This window comes from Nonomuraea sp. NPDC049625, from assembly GCF_040675285.1.
In the GTDB taxonomy this organism is placed as follows: domain Bacteria; phylum Actinomycetota; class Actinomycetes; order Streptosporangiales; family Streptosporangiaceae; genus Nonomuraea; species Nonomuraea angiospora_A.
Genome location: NZ_JBFAOQ010000012.1, coordinates 206511 through 224947, shown reverse-complemented (window position 1 = coordinate 224947; position 18437 = coordinate 206511). Strand labels below are relative to the sequence as shown.

General features: G+C 68.8%; 16 protein-coding genes. 4 read left to right on the top strand and 12 right to left on the bottom strand.

Translation table 11 applies throughout. The features are described 5' to 3' along the window. Positions 1–7 precede the first annotated feature (7 nt). Complete coding sequence (locus tag AB0J87_RS41635) at positions 8–985, bottom strand: LysR family transcriptional regulator (RefSeq protein ID WP_363975481.1); 978 nt, start codon at positions 983–985, stop codon at positions 8–10. Between the two features lie 84 nt (positions 986–1069). Here AB0J87_RS41635 and AB0J87_RS41630 point away from each other — a divergent pair, with 84 nt between their 5' ends. Continuing rightward, complete coding sequence (locus tag AB0J87_RS41630; protein ID WP_363975478.1) at positions 1070–4396, top strand: S8 family serine peptidase; 3327 nt, start codon at positions 1070–1072, stop codon at positions 4394–4396. 148 nt (positions 4397–4544) lie between these two features. Here the strand turns inward: AB0J87_RS41630 and AB0J87_RS41625 are convergent, their stop codons facing one another. The 5 genes from AB0J87_RS41625 to AB0J87_RS41605 all read right to left on the bottom strand — a co-directional run bounded on the left by AB0J87_RS41625 (position 4545) and on the right by AB0J87_RS41605 (position 9415). Next, positions 4545–4817 (bottom strand): hypothetical protein, encoded by a 273-nt coding sequence (locus AB0J87_RS41625; RefSeq protein WP_363975475.1) that lies wholly within the window; start codon positions 4815–4817, stop codon positions 4545–4547. A gap of 15 nt (positions 4818–4832) precedes the next feature. Beyond that, complete coding sequence (locus AB0J87_RS41620) at positions 4833–5789, bottom strand: patatin-like phospholipase family protein (protein ID WP_363975472.1); 957 nt, start codon at positions 5787–5789, stop codon at positions 4833–4835. Positions 5790–6023: 234 nt separating this feature from the next. Continuing rightward, positions 6024–6872, bottom strand: a complete 849-nt coding sequence (locus AB0J87_RS41615) for an oxidoreductase (RefSeq protein WP_363975469.1) — start codon at positions 6870–6872, stop codon at positions 6024–6026. A 684-nt stretch (positions 6873–7556) separates the two neighbouring features. Further along, positions 7557–8207 (bottom strand): DUF3159 domain-containing protein, encoded by a 651-nt coding sequence (locus tag AB0J87_RS41610; RefSeq protein ID WP_363975466.1) that lies wholly within the window; start codon positions 8205–8207, stop codon positions 7557–7559. After that, positions 8204–9415, bottom strand: coding sequence for an FAD-dependent monooxygenase (locus AB0J87_RS41605; protein WP_363975463.1), 1212 nt, complete (start codon positions 9413–9415; stop codon positions 8204–8206). Before AB0J87_RS41605 ends, AB0J87_RS41610 begins: the two co-directional genes overlap by 4 nt. Before the next feature lie 102 nt (positions 9416–9517). Between AB0J87_RS41605 and AB0J87_RS41600 the strand changes: the two genes are divergently transcribed. The 3 genes from AB0J87_RS41600 (at position 9518) to AB0J87_RS41590 (ending at position 11706) form a co-directional block, all read left to right on the top strand. Next, entirely contained in the window at positions 9518–10153 is a 636-nt protein-coding gene (locus AB0J87_RS41600; protein ID WP_363975461.1) for a TetR family transcriptional regulator, read from the top strand. A 205-nt stretch (positions 10154–10358) separates the two neighbouring features. After that, complete coding sequence (locus tag AB0J87_RS41595) at positions 10359–10934, top strand: TetR/AcrR family transcriptional regulator (protein ID WP_363975458.1); 576 nt, start codon at positions 10359–10361, stop codon at positions 10932–10934. A 1-nt stretch (position 10935) separates the two neighbouring features. Beyond that, positions 10936–11706, top strand: coding sequence for an MFS transporter (locus AB0J87_RS41590; protein ID WP_363975455.1), 771 nt, complete (start codon positions 10936–10938; stop codon positions 11704–11706). A gap of 45 nt (positions 11707–11751) precedes the next feature. Here the strand turns inward: AB0J87_RS41590 and AB0J87_RS41585 are convergent, their stop codons facing one another. The 6 genes from AB0J87_RS41585 to AB0J87_RS41560 all read right to left on the bottom strand — a co-directional run bounded on the left by AB0J87_RS41585 (position 11752) and on the right by AB0J87_RS41560 (position 17763). Beyond that, on the bottom strand, positions 11752–11889 hold the full coding sequence (locus AB0J87_RS41585; protein WP_363975452.1) for a hypothetical protein: 138 nt from the start codon (positions 11887–11889) through the stop codon (positions 11752–11754). A 311-nt stretch (positions 11890–12200) separates the two neighbouring features. After that, the gene (locus AB0J87_RS41580; RefSeq protein WP_363975449.1) at positions 12201–13868 is read right to left on the bottom strand and encodes a CotH kinase family protein; all 1668 of its coding nucleotides are present in this window, start codon (positions 13866–13868) and stop codon (positions 12201–12203) included. 10 nt (positions 13869–13878) lie between these two features. Beyond that, positions 13879–14565 (bottom strand): DUF4956 domain-containing protein, encoded by a 687-nt coding sequence (locus tag AB0J87_RS41575; RefSeq protein WP_363975446.1) that lies wholly within the window; start codon positions 14563–14565, stop codon positions 13879–13881. Further along, a complete protein-coding gene (locus AB0J87_RS41570; RefSeq protein ID WP_363975444.1) occupies positions 14562–15521 on the bottom strand; it encodes a polyphosphate polymerase domain-containing protein in 960 nt (319 codons plus the stop codon). Before AB0J87_RS41570 ends, AB0J87_RS41575 begins: the two co-directional genes overlap by 4 nt. 86 nt (positions 15522–15607) lie before the next feature. Then, positions 15608–17065 (bottom strand): ATP-binding protein, encoded by a 1458-nt coding sequence (locus AB0J87_RS41565; RefSeq protein ID WP_363975441.1) that lies wholly within the window; start codon positions 17063–17065, stop codon positions 15608–15610. Next, positions 17062–17763 carry a response regulator transcription factor gene (locus tag AB0J87_RS41560; RefSeq protein WP_363975438.1) on the bottom strand — a complete coding sequence of 234 codons (702 nt, stop codon included), beginning with the start codon at positions 17761–17763 and terminating at the stop codon, positions 17062–17064. The genes AB0J87_RS41565 and AB0J87_RS41560 overlap by 4 nt, the downstream gene beginning before the upstream one ends. Positions 17764–18437: the final 674 nt, after the last annotated feature.

Here is an 18437-nt window from a genome sequence, read left to right as displayed (position 1 = left end):
GTACTCGCTAGGCGAAGGGCTCCACGTCGCCCTCCGACCAGGACCGGCGGCGGCTGCGCTGCCACGCCTGGTAGACCGGCATCGCCTCCGCCTGCTCCCGGTACGTCGCGGCGAGCACGTCACGGATACCCGGTACGTGCTCGGCGACCGGCGAGCCCGCCGACCACAGGAGCCGCTCCCGTACCCACATCGGGTCGCCGGCCAGTGGCCTGACCACCACGTTCTCGCGCTCGGCCGTGATCGCCCTGCACAGGGACACTCCGTGCCCCTGGCTGATCAGGGAGAACACCAGGCTGGCGTCGGTGCGCTGGATGCGCCGCGGCACGAACCCCGCGCGGCGGCAGGTGTCCCGGAACATCGCCCGCATCCTGACGTCCTTGCCGACACCCGGCAGCCAGCGCTCGCCGGCCAGCGCGGCCAGCGGCACCTCGGGTTCGGCCGCGAGCGGGTGGTCCTTCGACAGGACGACGAAGACGGGCTCGACGCCCAGTACCGCTTCGCTCAGCCCTTCGGGCACCGGCAACTCGTAGCCCGGATAGTCGACGCTCAGCCCGATCTCCAGCCGGGATGCGGCGAGCAGTTCGACCAGTTCCTCGTCCGCGTCGCTCACGTGCAGGGACACCTCGGCCTCCGGCAGCAACCGGCGGCTGACCGTCATCAGGCCGGCCGCCATCGGCCCGGCCGTGGCACCGAGCCTGAGCGTCGCCAGGTCGCCGTCGGCGTCACGGCGTTGCACGTCGCGCACCAGATCGTCGTGCAACGCGATGATGCCCTGGGCATGGGACAGGACCATGGCACCCAACGCCGTGGGCTTGGCGCCGGTTCCGTCGCGGGCGAAGAGCCTCCCGCCGAGCGCGCGCTCGATCCGCTGCAACTGCGCGGTGACGGCCGGCTGGCTGTGGCCGAGCACGGCCGAGGCCCGGCTGATGCTGCCGCACTCGGCGATCGCCGCGACAACCCGGAGGTGGCGGATCTCCAACTGCATAACGCGATGTTATGCCCGATTAGGAGTACCTACGCCCGATGTCCTGATCTCAAAATCTTTCCTGCACCATCAGGAAGGAATTTGATGTCCAGGACGTCTCTGCGCCGGCGCCTGCCCGGTCTCTTGCTCACCACCGCCCTGTTAACCGCGAGTCTGACCTCCACCGCGAGCGCGGAGCCCACGCCGAGCGCCGATCCGGCACCCTCCCGGTGGACCTCCGGCACCCAGTCCACGGCGCCCCGCGGCTCGTGGGTCACCCTGCTGACGGGCGACCGCGTCTATGTCGAGGGGAACCGGGTCTCGATCGACCCCGCTCCCGGCCGCGAAAAGGTCGGTTTCAGCCAGTACGAACGCGACGGGCACCAGTTCGTCGTGCCGAACGACGCCCAGAAGCTGGTGTCGGCCGCCCGGCTCGACCGGCGGCTGTTCGACGTGACCGGGCTCGTCCAGGCCGGATACGACGACGCGCACGTCGACGACGTGCCCACCATCGTGTCGTACGAGGCCAAGGCCGCTGCCAAGGTCAGGTCGGCCGGGAAGGTCACCCGCACGCTGCCCAGCATCGGCGCCGCCGCGGTGAAGGTCGGCAAAGCGAGAGCACACGAGTTCTGGACCGAGGTGACCGCCGGCCCGGCGGCCCAGCGCACCGCGGCGGCCGGCATCGGGCGGATCTGGCTCGACGGCAAGCGCGAGGTCTCGCTGGACCAGAGCGTGAAGCAGATCGGCGCGCCGACCGCCTGGGCGGCCGGATACGACGGCAGCGGGATTACCGTCGCCGTCCTGGACACCGGGATCGACAACTCCCACCCGGACCTGGCCGGGAAGATCGTCGAGGAGAAGAACTTCACCGACGCCGCCGACACCGTGGACACCGTCGGTCACGGCACGCACGTCGCCTCCACCATCGCCGGCAGCGGTTCGGCATCGGGCGGAAAGTACCGCGGTGTGGCGCCCGGGGCGAACCTGCTGATCGGCAAGGTGTGCAGCACCCGCAACTGCACCGAGTCGGCGATCCTGGCCGGGATGGAATGGGCCGCAGAGCGGGCGAAAGTCGTCAACATGAGCCTCGGCGGCACCGACTTCCCGGGCGTAGACGTCCTGGAGGAGGCGGTGAACCGCCTGACCGCGACCACCGGCACGCTGTTCGTCGTGGCCGCGGGCAACGAGGGCAGGAACGGCGGTGTGTCCTCGCCGGCCACCGCGGACGCCGCGCTCGCCGTCGGCGCGGTCGACAAGCAGGATGCCCTGGCGTCATTCTCCAACCGCGGGCCGCGCGTCGACGGCGCGATCAAGCCGGACATCACCGGGCCGGGCGTGGGCATCGTCGCGGCGCTGGCGAAGGGATCCGACTATCCGGAGTACTCGCCCGGGTACACCCAGCTGAACGGGACGTCGATGGCCACGCCGCACGTCGCGGGAGCCGCGGCGCTGCTGGCGCAGCAGCACCCGAAGTGGACCGGCCCCGACCTCAAAGCCGCGCTGGTCGCCACGGCCAAGCCGAACCCGGGCCTGAACGCCTTCCAGCAGGGCGCCGGCAGGGTCGACGTCGGCCGCGCGGTCCAGCAGGCCATCCTGCCCGACGTCACCGGCCTCGCGCTCGGCTCGCAACCGTGGCCGGCCGAAGACGACGTTCCCGTGACGAAGACGATCACCTACCGGAACGACGGCACAGCGCCCGTCACCCTCGACCTCACGACCACGGCGACCGGCCCGGACGGGGTCGTCGCGCCGGCCGGCCTGTTCACGGCCAGTCCGGCGCGGGCGGTCGTGCCGGCCGGTGGGACCGCGGCGGTCACGCTGACCGCCGACACCCGGGTGCCGTCGGCGACAGGCACCTTCACCGGAATGCTGCTGGCCTCGAACGCCGACGGCGTTTCGGTGCGGACCCCACTGACGATCACGAAGGGACACGAGACCCGCACCGTCACCTTCAAGCTCACCGACCGCGCGGGCACGCCGGCGAGTGACTACGACCTGTCGGTGGTCGGTCTCGATCTGGACGTCTTCCAGGTTCCCTACGACGCGTCGGGCACCGTGAAGGCCAAGCTCCGGCCCGGCCGCTACCACGTTCAGGCCACGGTGATCACACCCGACGGGACCTCGACGCTGCTGGTGCAGCCGAACCTCACCGTCGGGAACACCGACGACGGAGTCCTCACGCTCGACGCGCGCCAGGGCACACCGGTGTCGGTGACCGTACCGAAGTCCTCGGCGCGGACCCGGCTGGCCGCGGCCGGTTTCTCCCGCGGCCTGCCGCGCGGATACGGCCTGGCGGCGCGGATCGTCGGCGCCGACTTCGGCAAGCTGTTCACCGCGGACCTGGGTGAGGAGGTGACGGCCGATCAGGGCACGCTGGTGTCGGAGGTGCGCAGCTTCTGGGCCGAGCCGGGCGCCGACGGCACTTTCTACGGCTCGCCGTACGAGTACGACCTCGTGCAGTTCGTCCGCGGGCGGTTCCTCACCGGCTACCGCCACACCGTGCGCCCCAGTGAGCTGGCGACCGTGGTCAACCGCAACCACGGCGTGACCCCGGACAAGCAGCAGGGCTACATGCACAACTTCGGTTTCCCGCCCGAGGGCGGCAGCGCGATGTCGGGACCGATCAGGTATGACGTGCCCAGCACCCGGACCATCTACTACAGCGCGAAGGGCGTGGTCTGGGACAACCGGTGGGAGACGAGCGGAGCGCGCCAGACGCAGTTCTGGTACGACGACACCACCTGGCAGCCGGGCGGGAAATTCGTGGTCGACTGGCAACGCGGACCTGCCGGGCCGAAGTTCAACCCGCGCACGTACGTCGCCCGGACCGGCAACACCATCATGTTGAACATCCCGCCGTTCGGCGACGACTCCGGGCACACCGGCTACTCGCTGCTCGACGGCGGCCGGGTCGGGTTCTACCGCGACGGCGTCCAGCTGGCCGAGATACCGAAGTACTTCTACGACGCCAGCGGGCCGGTGCCGTCGGCCGAGAGCACCTATCGGCTGGAGTACGACGTCGACCGTAAGACCGGGTTCAACGCCTCCACCAAGATCAGCGGTGCGTGGACGTTCAAGTCCGGTGAGGTGAGCACGGACAAGTGGACGTACCTGCCCCTGTCGTCGTTCTCCTTCACGCCGCAGGTCGACCTGGCCAACAGCGCACCGGCCGGCCGGCCGTTCATGCTGCCGGTGAGCTTGAAGGCTCAGCCGGGCTCGGCCGCCTCGCCGACGCGGCGGGTCAGTGTCGAGGTCTCCTACGACGAGGGCGCGACGTGGCGCAAGGCGGTCCTGATCCCGACCGGAACGGACACGTGGCTGGCCACGCTGATCCACCCGGACAAGGGGTCGGTGTCCGTGCGCGCGCACGCGGAGCGGGCCGACGGCGGCACCGTCGACTACACCGTCATCCGCGCCTACAACCTGCGATGACGCCCGGCGGGCCTCGGGCACGTCGCCCGAGGCCCGCCGTTGTCACGCGCTGTCTGTCTCGGACGTCTCGGCCGGGTGGGTCGCCGATGAAGGGGTTTTCACCGCCCATCCTGCACTGTGGGCCCTGGTCGGCCCTTCAGGCCACAGATCATCCGTCGCAGCAGGCGCGGATGAGTTCGATCACAGTGTCGGCGGTGCAGTCGAGGAAGCTGCCAACGCTGAGGGAAGATCCAGGTGCTGACCGCTCAATCCAGTCGCTCGCGCTGGTGAGCTGATGCAGGTGATCGGCGTGAGTGAGATCGTTGGCGCCGCTGTGGAACCCACCGATGGTGATCAGCAGGAGCGGTGCCCGCAGCCGGGTGTGCAGTTCTTCAACCGCGCCGGTGGCGACCTGGGCGCCACCGCTGTAATTGAGCAGCACCACACGCGATGGTACTCACCGGCCGACCTCCGCTGCGGAGGCGGTCCGTGCCCGGCCCAGGCCGGCCGATGCCGCAGGAGACCCGTCAACCCGATACAGGCCGGGCCCACTGATGCGCAGCCCGTCGAGAAAGCGGCCCGCTTCGAGGCAAGCAGTCTCGATCAGCCGGTGGGAATGGCCGAAGTCCCACGGGGCGGGCCAGGCCTCGATTCCGGTCGGCAGCACGACGGTCGGAATCTGTTCGGATACGTCGTGCAGGTCGCGCTCGATCTGATGGTGCCACAGCAGCTGCCCTGCCCGGGCGGCGACCGCGCCGGCCCGCAGGGGAGGGACGATGGGGCGCAGCGGACAGCTCGCCGGCCCGGTCGACAGCACCAGCACGCTGGCCGCCCCTGCTTGCAGAGCCGCCCGTACCGGGACGTAGGCGATAACCCCGCCGTCGACAAGCGTCCGGCCTTCCCGTTCCACCGGGGGCAGGACCCCCGGAACGGCCGCGCCGGCCAGCAGCGCGGACTCGAGATCTCCATGGTCGAGCAGCACCTGGTCGCCGGTGGCCAGATCCGTTGCCACCGCGGCGAAGGGGATCTCCAGCTGTTCGATCCGCGACGGCAGCTCCGCCCGAGCGATCAGCCTGCGCAGGCCGCGGTCCGCGCAGATGCCGGCCCGCGAGGACAGATAGCCGAACGGAAACACCTCACGGCGACGCGCCTGGGTCCACACGCGATCCAGCCATGGTGCGGCCTTGCCGGGGTGTGCGGCCGCGATGGCTCCCACCGAGGTTCCGATGATCAGTTCCGGGACGAATCCTCGCTGTTCCAATGCCCACCCGACGCCGACCTGCGCAGCCCCGAGCACTCCCCCGCCCCCGACCACCACCGCCACGGGACGGGGAAGGGCGCGCAAACCCACCGGCTGCGGGCCCGCGTCCGGGCGGCACGATGACGAGGAGCACGTCCTCTCGTCGTCCGTCATGGCTTGACGCTGCGCATCGCCGTGACCACCAGGCGAGCCGCCCTCGCTGACGCCATGGAGAGCCGAGGAGGCCGATCTCCGGCGATATGTAACCCTCATGCTCCGCCCTCTCTCGCCACGGCGCTCGATTCCTCAACCACGACCGGTCGGCCACCGAATCGGTGACTACGTCGGCCAACTTGTTCGTCTAAGTCGTCGCCGCGAGGGGGGAGCGAACGATGCGGCCCGTTGCGATCAGGTGAGGTCGGCGAGGTCCTCCTCGGTGAGGGTGATCGACCGGGCGGCCAGGTTCTCCTCCAGATGGGCCACGGAACCGGTGCCCGGGATGGCCAGGACGATCGGGGACAGGGCCAGCAGCCAGGCCAGGGCGATCTGCTGGACGGTGGCGCGGTGCCGCTCGGCGACCTTGACCAGGGCGGGGTCGTTGAAGTCGGCCCTGCCGCCGCCGAGGGGAAAGAAGGGGACGAAGGCGATGCCGGCCTGCGTGCAGGCGTCCAGGACGGCCGTCTCGTCACGGTTGGCGATATGGAAGTCGTTCTGGACGGCCGTGACAGGAGCGATCGTGCGGGCCTCGGCGAGCTGGCCGGCATCGACGTTGCTGATGCCCAGGTGGCGGATCAGGCCCTGCTCGCGGAGCGCGGCGAGCGCCTCGAAGCGTTCGGCGAGCGACTCGCCGTGGGGCGGCCCCACCGTGCCGATGCGCAGGTAGACCAGGTCGAGGCGATCCAGGCCCAGGCTCTGGAGGTTGGCTTCGACCTGGGGCCGAAGGTCGGCGGCGGTGCCCTGGCCAGGACCGTCGGGACCGAAGACCGGGCCGACCTTGGTGGCGATGACCAGATCGTCCGGGTACGGAGACAGAGCCTCGCGGATCAGGGTGTTGGCGCGTACCGAGCCGTCCTGGGTGCGGTAGAAGTCGGCGGTGTCGATGTGGTTGACGCCGAGTTCAACGGCTCGGCGCAGGACGGCGCGACCGGACTCGGGGTCGCGGGCGGGTCCGCCCAAGCCGCTCTGGGGTAGGCGCATGGCGCCGAAACCGAGCCGGTCGATCGTACGGTCGCCGCCGAGGCGGAACTGGTTGGTCATGTCTCTTCTCGTGGTGTGTGGTGCCTGGAGAAACGGGCCGTCACTTCGGTCGGCGCCGAGGCGGGGCAGCCTCGTGGCACGGGCCGGGAATCCACTTCTTCAGGAGCCGGAGGAAGCCCAACGTGCCGAGCGTCGTCAGTCGGTGATCACGGGAGTGGGTTGAACCCAGGGCAGCGCTGCTGGCTCTGCACATCCACTACCGTATCATTTGCGATAGTATCAATCAATACTATTTTTCGAGGAAGGTGACTCGCGCGGGAACCTCGTTGGCAAGAACTCCCACTGATCGAACCGACCGAACGGGATCCATCGGATGCCTGGACGGACAGGGATCGTTCCTGGACGCTGCGCCTGACAAAGACTCCGACCATGCAGTTCAAGCGGCATGTTGCTACTCGTGAGGCACTCCGCCGAGCCGGTCTCGTCGGCGTATGTTCAGGTCAGTGACTCGCTCTGGATCCCTGATTGATCGGGGACGGTGCGCAGCGGGATCGCTCGGGCCAAGACTTGATGGTGCTCGCGAGGGGAGAGAAGCGCCATCCTGTTGGCCACTCATTCGATGGACCGAGGTGTGCGGTGGTGTTCGTCGTCGGGGGTGACGTAGCCGATGCCCTCGTGCAGCCGGACGGTGTTGTAGAAGGTGCGGCGTGCCGGAACATCCAACGGCCGAACCGGTTGCAGTTGTTAACCGCGGTTCGAGATGGGAACTACGGATTCAGCTCCCGTGGGGTCCGCTTCGGCGCGCAGGATCCGCCAGATCACATAGGCGCAGGCGGCGGTTGCGGGCATGGTCAGCAGTGTGCTGACAATCCCGAGCACGATCACGTTCCCGGCCAGGTACAAAGGCACCATCACCATCGCGCCGATGGCGAATTTCGCCAGGAAGACCGCCGAACACTTCTGGTAGAGGCGCCGCCTCGCACGATCGCGCCGCCAGGTGAACCGTTCACCGCGCGCTTGCCCCACCACCAACCCGATCAACGGCCACCCCACCAGCATGGATACCAGGAACACGGCCCCGCCGGCCACGCTGGCCAGCACACCGACAAGGTAGAAGTTGACCCCCACCCCGCTACTCCCGGCCAAGAACGCAGACACGCCCACCGTGAGCAGCCCGCCGGCTGCCTGCCAGTACTTTCGGTCGGTCCACACCCGGGCCACCGCGATGACGAACACACCGCCGACTGCGATCAGGGCGGAGGTCGTGACTTGGCCGGTTATCAGATAGACAACCGTGAACAGCGCTCGGGATGCGATGCTTTCCGCGAGCGTGCGCCAGCCGCCCACTACGGCGAACAAGGACAGCGACTTCTGCGTCAGCAGGTTGAAATTCATGTGCCGACCTCCGCACCATTGGATCCGCCGGATCCGCCGGATCCGGCGGGGGTGGCAACCATCCGGGGGGTGCCTGCGGTGGCGTCGGGGGCGGGGAAGCTGTCGCGGCGCATCGCGTCCTCGTAAGCACCGATCGCGGCCAGCAGACCCTGCTGCCCACGCCAGGCCTGGACCAGTTCATCGCAGAGGCGGTGCGCATCCTGCATCGCCAAGTTGCCGCCGAAACCCGGTGCCACGTGGATCGCATCGCCGATGACCGTCACCGGAGCAGCCGGCCATGCCGGCATCGGCGGAATCAGCCCGCCCCGCAGCGCGACCGTGAGGTGCGGCCATGCGTGGTCGACGACCATCCGCAAGGTGGGGTGAAAACCGGCGGACACTTCCTGCGCTCGGCGCCACACCGTGGCCGGTGATTCGGCCGAACCGAGCAGTTCCTGCGTGACGGGCAGCGCCCACATCACGTAGTCCTCGGCATCGGCGACGACGCGGGAACGCAGAGCAGGCAGCCACTCCTTCCTCGCGGCGACCGGCGGCTGGCTGAACCGCAGTACGCCCATCGCCATCATCGTGCCGTGCGCCTGTGCGTTGGCGGGGCTGTGGCCGATCAGTTCAGGCAGCCCGGTACCGGCCACGGCCCGCAGTGGTGTCGCGCCCATCAGCATGCGTTTGCCCGTGTCGACCACCCGCACGTGAGGCAGGTACTGGCGGCGAACGGCCGAACCGATGCCGTCCGCACCGACCAGCACGTCCGCGGTGTCCGTGCTGCCATCGGCGAACCACGATCGGACGGTCCCGTCGGGCCGCTGTTCGAACCGCGTGAACTCCGCCCCGAACCGCACCGTGTCCTCCAGTCCGGTCAGCAACACCGCCCGCAACAGCGGCCGGTGTACCTGCCGACCGGGCCGGGCCGGCCCCGATGTGCCGTCCAGCGGTTGGCTCCGCGCAACCACCAGCCTTCCCTCTGCTTCGGACAGGAGCAGCCTCTGTTCGCGCGGTCCGCCCATGGTGGCCTCCGCCATCGCCACGTGCGGCGGCGGCAAGCACGCCCGCAGCGCAGCCGTTCCGCGGTCATCGAAATGCAGGCTGATGCCCTGCGGGCGCCCCTGCTCCGCTTCCCGCTCGTATACCACGACGTCGATTCCCGCCCGTCGCAACCCGTGGGCCAGCGTCAACCCGCCAAGCCCCGCACCTACCACGACCACCTTCACCGTGCCGACCTTTCTTCACCGGTTGATGAAGTTCAAGGTAACACGTACCGGAGCAATAACTTCACCAATCGATGAGGAAAGAACCGATAGACTCGCCCTGCCATGACAGAACACAGCCCCTCTGCTCGCCCCGGACGCTGGCGATCCGGCGCGGAAAGCAGGCAACGGATCCTGGAAGCCGCCCGCGCGCTGTTCCGCGAGCACGGCTATGGCGGCACGACCGTGCGCGCCGTCGCCACCCAGGCGGAAGTCGATCCGGCCATGGTGTTCTACTTCTTCAAAACCAAGCAGGGCCTGTTCGCCGCGGCCACGGAGATGCCACCCCATCTGCCGTCAGCCATCGAATCGATCTTCACCGGCGGCCTCGACGGCATCGGCGAACGCATCATCCGGACGCTCTTGGAGAACCTGGACAAACCCGGCCGCACGCCGCTCATGATGCTCACCCGATCAGCCCCCACTCACGAGGCATCCGAAGCACTACTCCGCGAATTCATCGACCGGGAAATCACCAGTCGGCTTGCGGCGATGCTCGACACGCCCGACGCCGCGCTACGGGCCGGCATGGTGAACGTCCAGATCCTGGGCCTGGCGGTAGCGCGTTACATCGTACGACTCGAGCCGATCGCCTCCGCGTCCACCGATGAACTGGTGGCCCGCCTCGGCCCGGTCGTGCAGCAGTGCCTCACCGGACAGGGGGCTACTACCACTACCAACACACCGGGCAGTGGAAGGTGATCGACGTCACCCGGACTCCACGATGCGGCCCTTCCGCGACGTCACCGACCTCAACGACCCGCGGTCCATCCGCCGATTGACCGCAGCTCAGGCCCCCGTAACTCAGCATTCGAGCGGTACAGGGTCGTACAGGCTGTGCGCCGGGCGGGCAACCGATCCTCGCCTCGTATCGAAACGAAATCATTTCGTTTCGATAGGAGAGATGGTGGAAGGTCGTTCAAAGCTCACGCCCGAGCGCGAGGCCGAGATCTACGAGACCGTGGTGCGCCTGGTCGGCGAGCATGGCTACGAACGGTTGACGATGCAGCAGATCGCGGCCGCCACGCGGGCGAGCACCGCGCCGTTGTACCGCCGCTGGAAGGGCAAGCCCCGCTTGGTCACCGAGGCGCTGAGGCATGCGGCGCCGCCGCCGTTGGCCGACATCGACACCGGAAGCTTGCGTGGCGACTTCCTCAAGGGCGGACGCCGCATGGCCGCCATCGCCGGCGACCAGGAGGCGATCATGTCGGCCCTGGCGCACGCCTCCAGGACCGATCCCGAACTCCAGGACGCGATGAACGAGGTCCTGGCCGCGCCGATGGCCGAGGCCGCCCGCCGCATCATCGACCGGGCCGCCGCGCGCGGCGAGATCGCCCCCGACTCCCCCGGCCGCGAGTTCATTCCCGAACTGCTCCTGGCCTCGGTCCTCGTGCGCCGCACCCGCACCGGCCGCGGCGTCTACGAGGACCATTCGGCGCGCTTCGTCGACGCCGTCATCCTGCCGGTACTGGGGGTCCGCTGACATGACCGGCGCCCCGCACGCCACTGTGACGGCGACGGCCTCGAAGCTTCCGGCGCGCTTCGGCTGGATCTACGCCGCCCTGATCGTCTCGATGCTGCTGCCGGCGCTCGACCAGACCATCGTCGCCACCGCTCTGCCGACCATCGTCGGCGAGCTCGACGGACTGTCCGAGATGGCCTGGGTGACCACCAGCTACATCCTGGCCGTCACCATCGGCATGCCCGTCTACGGCAAGCTCATCGCCAGGATCGGCCGCTACAAGAGCTTCGTCATCTCCGGTCTGGTCATCGTCCCGGCAGGCGTGTACCTGCTCTCGACCCTCAACGCGGACTCGCCGCGCCAGCTGGTGTGCGCCTATCTGGCGCTGCTCGGCACCGGCATAGGCCTGCTCATGCAGAACCTGGTCCTGGCCGTGCAGAACGCCTTCCCGCGCAGCGAGGTCGGCACCGCCACCTCGACCCTCAACGCGGACTCGCTGAGATCGGGGCGACCATCGCCACAGCAGCGGTCGGCGCGCTGTTCGCCGAGCGGCTCACCGGTTCCTGTCCGGCCTCGCGCCGAGCCTGGGCGGGACAGGCACCGACTCGCTCACCCCCGCGCTCGTCCGCTCGCTGCCCGAGTCCGTCCGCGATCAGGTGGTGCATTCCTACGTCGACGCGCTCCTGCCGATCTTCGCGGGCCTGTCCATGGTCGCCCTCGCAGCCCTGGCACTCGCGTTCTTCCTGCCCGACCGCAGGCTACGGGAGGACGAACCCGAAACGGGAACCGCTGACGCCGAGGCCCCCAGCCCTTCGCCGCCGGCTGACGCGACGGCACGCTACCGGTTCAGAGGGAGTACTGGGCGATCCAGCGGGTCCTCGGTGAACGCTTCGATGTTGGCCTCGGCGCTGCCGTAGCGCGATCCGGTGTCGTAGGTCCGCACGCAGCCGAACGGGGCGTTGGCCTCGTCGTTCACGGTCTGATCGTGGATGTGCACGATGCCGCACGGTGAGCGTGGTCGCGTCGCGCAGGAAGGGCAGGTCCAGCCGCGTCAGTGCAGTCGCCACCTGGAGCAGGTCGTCGTCGTGCTCCATGCCGACGCCCAACTCCGGCAGGCGGCGGAGAGGAGCGGTGGCCAAAGTGAGCTGCTCGCCTCCGTCGACGGTGGCGAAAGTCCCGTGTCCGACGGGGGTCAGGCCGAAGTCGGCGTAGAAACGGGCGATCGCCGCAGGTGGTGATGGGTCCGCCGGGGCTCTGAGGCGCGGCGGACCCATCGCTGCGGAGGTGTTACGTGCCGCTGATCGCTTTGTCCGAGCCCAAGGTCTTGGTCCGGGTCTGCAGGAAGGTGCGCAGGGTCTTCGCCTCTTCCTCGATCTTGGCGGTGTCGGCCTTCTCGTTCAGCTTGTAGGCCGCGACGAGGTCGTCGAGCAGGCCGGAGGCGGTGCCGCCGGCCAGCAGTTTGGTGTACAGGGCCCGGTACTGCTCCTCATAGAGCTTCTTGAAGGTGGCGTTCGCAAGGAACTTCTCCTTCAAGGGATGGCCCATCCGCATCATGCCGCCGCCATCTTCCGGGCGCGTCTGCTCGCCGCCGTCGGACGGAGTGAGGCCCCGAGCCTGCTGGGATTGCTGACCTTGCTGCTGGGTCTGCTGGGGGCGTCCCCGGCCGAAGCCCATGCTGATCGTGTCGTTCACGCCGCTCTCCGCGTTTCCGCTGAACGCGAGGTTGAGGTCCCAGGTGACGACCTTGAACTTCTTGGTGTCCAGGTCGTACCACAGGTAGTAGTTACGCCCGGGCCCCGCCATGTCGTCGAAGTTCACCATGAGGTTCTGCAGGACCAGGTACCGGGCGAACGACTCCACATCCAGGCGCTCGTCGAGACCCTCGGCGAACTCGGCGTCGGAGGCTTCGTTCACCCACCTGACCAGGTCGATGACCGGCTGCAGGTCCTTGCCGCCGACCTTGTTGATCTGCTTGAAGTCCTCGGTGTACTCGGTCTGGTCCTCGCCCTTGTAGTCGAAGGACCCCGAGGCCAGCGACTTGTACAGCACGCCGTTGCCGAGACCTTCGGCGTATCCCTCGTCCAGGTACTCCACCAGCAGCCGCGGCGCGGCAGAGCGGCCGTTGACCGTGAAGGAGGCGTAGGTGGAGCTCTGGGTCGGCTCGCCGGCGGCGCCGACCACCGAGATGCCCAGCGCCTCGTTCAGCATCGCCGTCGAGCTCGTCGAGGCCGGGCGCACGGCCATCTGGCTGTGGCCCTGGTAGCGGCGGCCGTCCACGAACTCGTCGAAGCTGATCAGCCACGGCAGGTTCTCCGGTTCCTCGCCCTTGAGTTGGGCGCCGAAGCCCCCCGGCCCGCCACCACCGCCGAACCCGCCACCGCGGTCGGTCTGTGGCTGCCCGGCCGGGGATCGCGTGGCCTGGGGTTGCCCGGCCGCGGGCTGTCCATCGCCAGGCGGTTGAAAGCCCTCGGACGGCTGGAAGCCTTCGGGAAGCTGGAAGCCCTCCGGCAGCCCTTCGGGCCGCCGGCCGCCCCCGGGCATGCCGCGCTGCTTGGACTGCCCCTTCCAGGTCAGCCCCATCAGGGTGGAGTTGCCTTTGAGGCGGACGCCCACGCTGGGGATGCGAGTGCCGTCGATGGTCAGGTCCGCCTCGACGTACTCCTTCTCGCCGTCCTTGAAGTACTCCGTCAGCATGTCCTCGTACGCCGCGTCGGTGAAGGTGAGCTTCACGTCGTGCGCCACGGAGGCGTCGAACAGGTCCTTGGTGCCGGTCAGGTTCGTGACGACGGTCTCGGTCTCGGCGGCCTGGGCGCTGGTGACGTACGGGCGGATGGTCCCGCTGCCGAACACGCCCCAGCACGCCGCCAGGAACGCCGTGCACAGCGCGACCAGTTTCCAGTTGTGCCGGAGCTTGACGGGGATGCGGTGCTTGAGCCGTTTGGGCTGTGCTGTCATGCGCGTGCCCCTACAGGTCGGTCTGGTCGTACCCGGTCAGGACGGTGACCGACTGGCCGTGATTGCGCTCGCGCAGGGCGGCGATGACGTCCGACGGCTCGCTGCCCTTCTTGATCTTGACGGTGTACATCAGCTCCGTGAGCGCGCCGGCCCTGATGGACTCCATGCTGACCAGCTCGAACTCGTCGGTGTGGCGTACCAGGACGTCCTGGATGGCGTGGGTGTAGTCGTCGTCGGAAGGCACCTGCACCTTGACGACCTGGCGGCGCACGTTGAGCTGGAACCAGTTGAACCGGTGCATGACCATGATGATCAGCGAGATCGCCACGGCGGCCACGATGGCCAGCAGGTAGAAGCGGGTGCCGACGGCCATGCCGACGCCCATCACCAGGAAGATGAACCCGACGTCGCGGGTCTCTTTGATGGCGTTGCGGAAGCGGACCACCGACAGGGCGCCGACCAGGGCGAAGGCGCGGGCGATGTTCGAGCCGACGACCAGCATGATGAGCGAGATCAGCATGCCGAGGATGACCAGCGTCTGCACGTACGACTGGCTGTAGGAGACGTTGCGGTGCGTCGCCCGGTACACCCAGCCGATCATCGCGCTGAGCACGAACGAGAGGGACATCGCGATCGCGATGTCAGCCACGCTGAACGTGCCGGACAGGTCCTGGAAGGAGAAGTCCATGGGAGTCATGCCTCCGAGAGAACGGTCGACCGGCGGCGGTCGAGGTCAGGGTCGTAGCCGGCGCCGCGACCGGCCCCGTGACCGGCACCGTGGCCGGCGTCCTGGTGGGCGTCGTGGTCGGGGATGTGGAAGATCGAGCGCGGGGCCAGCCCGTGGGCCTCGACGCTCTGGCAGTACTTGGAGACCCGCACCACCTGCAGGTTCCGCTTGGCGGTGAGGTCGGTCAGCCAGTACGGCACGCGCTCGTTCGCCTTGACCTCCACGATCGCCTTGCGGGCGGGCACGATGAGCCGGTTCTCGGCGTCGGCGCCGAGGTGGAAGTCCCGGTCACGGCCGCGGATGCGGCGGTCGAAGGTGACGCGCAGGCCCACGTCGGCGCCGCGGCCCACGTACGCGTGCCGCTGGTAACCGGTCATCGCGACGGCCCGCAGGTCCAGGCGCAGCACCAGGTCGAGCACCTCCTCCAGGAAGGCCCGCTGGGATGGGTCGTGCTCGACCATCTGCCGCCCGTCGCACAGGCGCAGCGCGTCGGTGTACGGCAGCTGTACCCGCCGCTTCTGAGTGACCCGATTCACCCGCTGCTTGATCTCGATGAACACCGGGGTGTCCAGGTTCACCGAGAACCGGTCACCGTAGTGGCGGATGCGCAGCTTTCTGCGGAACTTCAACCCCTCGATCTTCTCCCAGTAGAAGCGGAGCTGTCGGGTGTCGTAGTAGACGCTCCAGATGCCGTAGCCCGCGTCGCCGCTGTGCCGGTCGCGATCCAGCCGCTGCTCGATCTCCTCCCGCAGCTCGACCGCCTCTGCCGCGTCCACGAGGTACTTGATCTCGTACCGGTTGAAGGCGTGCAGCTTGCTCGGCGCCCGCAGCCGGTGACCCAGCTCATCGTCCACCTCGGCACCGGACACCGGCCGATCAGCGCCGTCAGCGGCGGAAACCGCTCGTTTGCGGAACCTTTCCAGCATGTCCCTCCTTTCGTCAGCACACATCCGACAGCATGAAGCTGGGAATAATGTGTGAACCGAATCTGACGTGAAGGTGAACGGAGGGTTCAGCCGTCTTCGGGCTGCTTGAGCGGCAGGAGCACGCGGAAGGTGGTGCCGCGGCGCGGGGTGCTCGTCACCTCGATCCGGCCGTGGTGCGCCTGCACGAGCGCCGCGGCGATGGCCAGGCCCAGCCCGGTTCCACCGCTGTCGCGGGAGCGGCCCGCATCGGCGCGGTAGAAGCGGTCGAACAGGTACGGCAGGTGCTCGGGATCGATGCCCTGACCTTCGTCGCGCACCTCGATCAGCGCGGCCCTGGCGTGGGGGGCGGGTCCGGAGCCGACGTGCACCACCCCGGGAGCGGGCACCCCGGCGACCGCGCGCGGGCCGACTTCGACCCGGACCTCGGCTCCCGGGGCCGTGTGCTGGATGGCGTTGCCGACCAGGTTGGCGATGACCTGGTGCAGCCGGTGTTCGTCACCGAGCACGAACACCGGTTCGTCGGAGACGGCCAGCCGGATGGGCCGATCGCGGTCTCGGGCCCGGGCGGCGTGCACCACGTCCCCGGCCAGCACGTGCAGGTCCACGACGGCAGGCTCCAGCGTGGGCTCCTGGTCCATGCGGGCCAGCAGCAGCATGTCCTCGACCAGGACGCCCATGCGGGCGGCTTCGGCCTCGATCCTGCGCAGCAGCCGCTCGGCCGCCGGGTCCCGGGGGCCTTGGCCGTGGTGGTGGAGCTCGGCGAAGCCCCGGATCGAGGTGAGCGGCGTGCGCAGTTCATGGGAGGCGTCGGCGACGAAGTGCCGCAGTCGCCGTTCGGAGCGCTCGGACTCGCGCAGCGCCATCGCCAGGCGCTCCAGCATGATGTTGAGCGCTCTGCCGAGCCGCCCGCTCTCGGTTGTCGGGTCGGTGTCACCGACTCTGCGGTCGAGGTCTCCGCCGGCGATGGCCTCGGCCGTACGTTCCATGCGGGTGAGCGGGCGCAGCCCCAGGCGCACCACCGCGAGGGCGAGCGTGCCGAGCAGCAGCAGCACCAGGCTGCCCACCGCCACCTCGATGATCAGGATCTGGTGCACGGTCGCCTGGTTGGGCTCCAGCGACATCGACACCGCCAGTCTGGTGCCGTCGGGCAGGTCCTTCACCAGCACGCGCCACTGCTCCGACCCCGTCCTGGCGGGCACGGTGACGGGACCTCGCGCGACCGTGAAGATCACGGCAGGGGGGATGGCCGGGCCATTCGTGTTCTCCGTGGGCAGGTTGCGCAGCAGAGCCCCGGAAGGACTGTAGAAGGCGATCCTGAACTGCGTCGGAAGCTCAACGGCCCGGCCCATGTCGACCGGCGGCGGAGGGGGTACCGGGCGCCGGCCGAACGTGGTGGCCACCTCGGTCAGCTGGGCGTCCACCCTCGCCAGCAGCGAACGGTCCAGGAGCAGCACGCTCGCCGTGGCGAAGGCCGCCAGTCCGGCAGCGCACAGCCCCAGCAGCGCGATCAGCAGCCGATGCCGCAGGGGCAGAGCCGGTTTCACGACGGTCCCTGCAGCCGGTAGCCGACCCCACGCAACGTGTGGATCAGCGGCGGGCCATCGGCGTCGATCTTGCGCCTCAGGTAGCTGATGTAGGACTCGACGATCCTGCTCTCGCCGTCGAAGCCGAAGTCCCACACGCGGTCGAGGATCTGCGCCTTGCTGACCACCCGCTCGGCGTTGATCATCAGGTAGCGCAGCAGGCTGAATTCCGTCGGTGACAGATGAATCGGCCGCCCGGACCGCCGCACACTGTGGGCCTGCTCGTCGAGCTCCAGATCCGCGTACCGCAGCACGCCGTCGTCGGCCTGCTCCTCCACGGGCCGCGTCCTGCGCATGATGGCCCGTAGCCGCAGCACCACCTCTTCCAGGCTGAACGGCTTGGTCACGTAGTCGTCGCCACCGGCGGTCAGCCCCGCGATCCGGTCGGACACCGTGTCCCTGGCGGTCAGGAACAGCATCATGGGGCTGTCGCCGGCGTCGCGCAGCTTGCGGGCGACCGCGAACCCGTCCACGCCGGGCATCATCACGTCCAGCACGATGATGTCAGGCCGCTCGCGGGCCACCTCCGCCAGCGCCTGGCGTCCGTCGGAGGCGGTCCGCACGGCGAAGCCGTTCAGCTCCAGAGCTTCGGACAGCAGCTCGCGAATGTTCGACTCGTCATCGACGACCAGGACTTTCGCGGCAGGTTGTTCGTTCACGACCTCGTTCTACACGCTCATGGTGAGAGCAACGTGTGAAGTGTCGCCGCCGCATCAGTAGAGGGTCTGGCCACCGCCGAACGGCCACCTGTCCGAGGTGTCGCTCTGCTGCTCCGTGCCGCCGTACTTCCTCGCCGCTCTCCTGGCGCCGCTGCCCCGCGACGCTCCTCGTTCGGCCCGACACCGTCGTGCGGTGGCACCGCGATCTGATGAAACGACGCCATGCTCGCGCCTGCACGCCGAAACGGTGCGGACGCCCACCCACGGTCTGCTCCATCCGCCCTCGTCCTGCGCTCAGTCCGGGAGAGCCTGTCCTGGGGCTACCGGCGGGTCCACGGAGAACTCACCACGCTCGGCATCACAGTCGCGCCGTCCACCCACGGTCTGGGAGATCCTCAAGCAGGAAGGCATTGACCCAGCACCCCGAGCGGGCGTCTGCCACCTGGGCCGACTTCCTGCACTCCCAGGCCGAAGCTCTACTGGCGTGCGACTTCCAGGCGGCCCCGCTGCGTCCCGCCCCGGATCCGATCACTGACCCAGAGCGAATCGCGAGCTTGACCATCCGCCGACGAGACCGACCCGGCGGGGGCCTCCGCGAGTACTCACATGCCGCTTGAACTGCACGGATGGAATTTCGGCAGGCGCAATGACAAATATGCGCTTTGCCCTGGTGT

Coding starts and splice junctions, on each gene's coding strand:
- AB0J87_RS41635 (WP_363975481.1), bottom strand. CDS start 985: ATGCAGTTGGAGATCCGCCACCTCCGGGTTGTCGCGGCGATCGCCGAG.
- AB0J87_RS41630 (WP_363975478.1), top strand. CDS start 1,070: ATGTCCAGGACGTCTCTGCGCCGGCGCCTGCCCGGTCTCTTGCTCACC.
- AB0J87_RS41620 (WP_363975472.1), bottom strand. CDS start 5,789: ATGACGGACGACGAGAGGACGTGCTCCTCGTCATCGTGCCGCCCGGAC.
- AB0J87_RS41615 (WP_363975469.1), bottom strand. CDS start 6,872: ATGACCAACCAGTTCCGCCTCGGCGGCGACCGTACGATCGACCGGCTC.
- AB0J87_RS41610 (WP_363975466.1), bottom strand. CDS start 8,207: ATGAATTTCAACCTGCTGACGCAGAAGTCGCTGTCCTTGTTCGCCGTA.
- AB0J87_RS41600 (WP_363975461.1), top strand. CDS start 9,518: ATGACAGAACACAGCCCCTCTGCTCGCCCCGGACGCTGGCGATCCGGC.
- AB0J87_RS41590 (WP_363975455.1), top strand. CDS start 10,936: ATGACCGGCGCCCCGCACGCCACTGTGACGGCGACGGCCTCGAAGCTT.
- AB0J87_RS41580 (WP_363975449.1), bottom strand. CDS start 13,868: ATGACAGCACAGCCCAAACGGCTCAAGCACCGCATCCCCGTCAAGCTC.
- AB0J87_RS41575 (WP_363975446.1), bottom strand. CDS start 14,565: ATGACTCCCATGGACTTCTCCTTCCAGGACCTGTCCGGCACGTTCAGC.
- AB0J87_RS41570 (WP_363975444.1), bottom strand. CDS start 15,521: ATGCTGGAAAGGTTCCGCAAACGAGCGGTTTCCGCCGCTGACGGCGCT.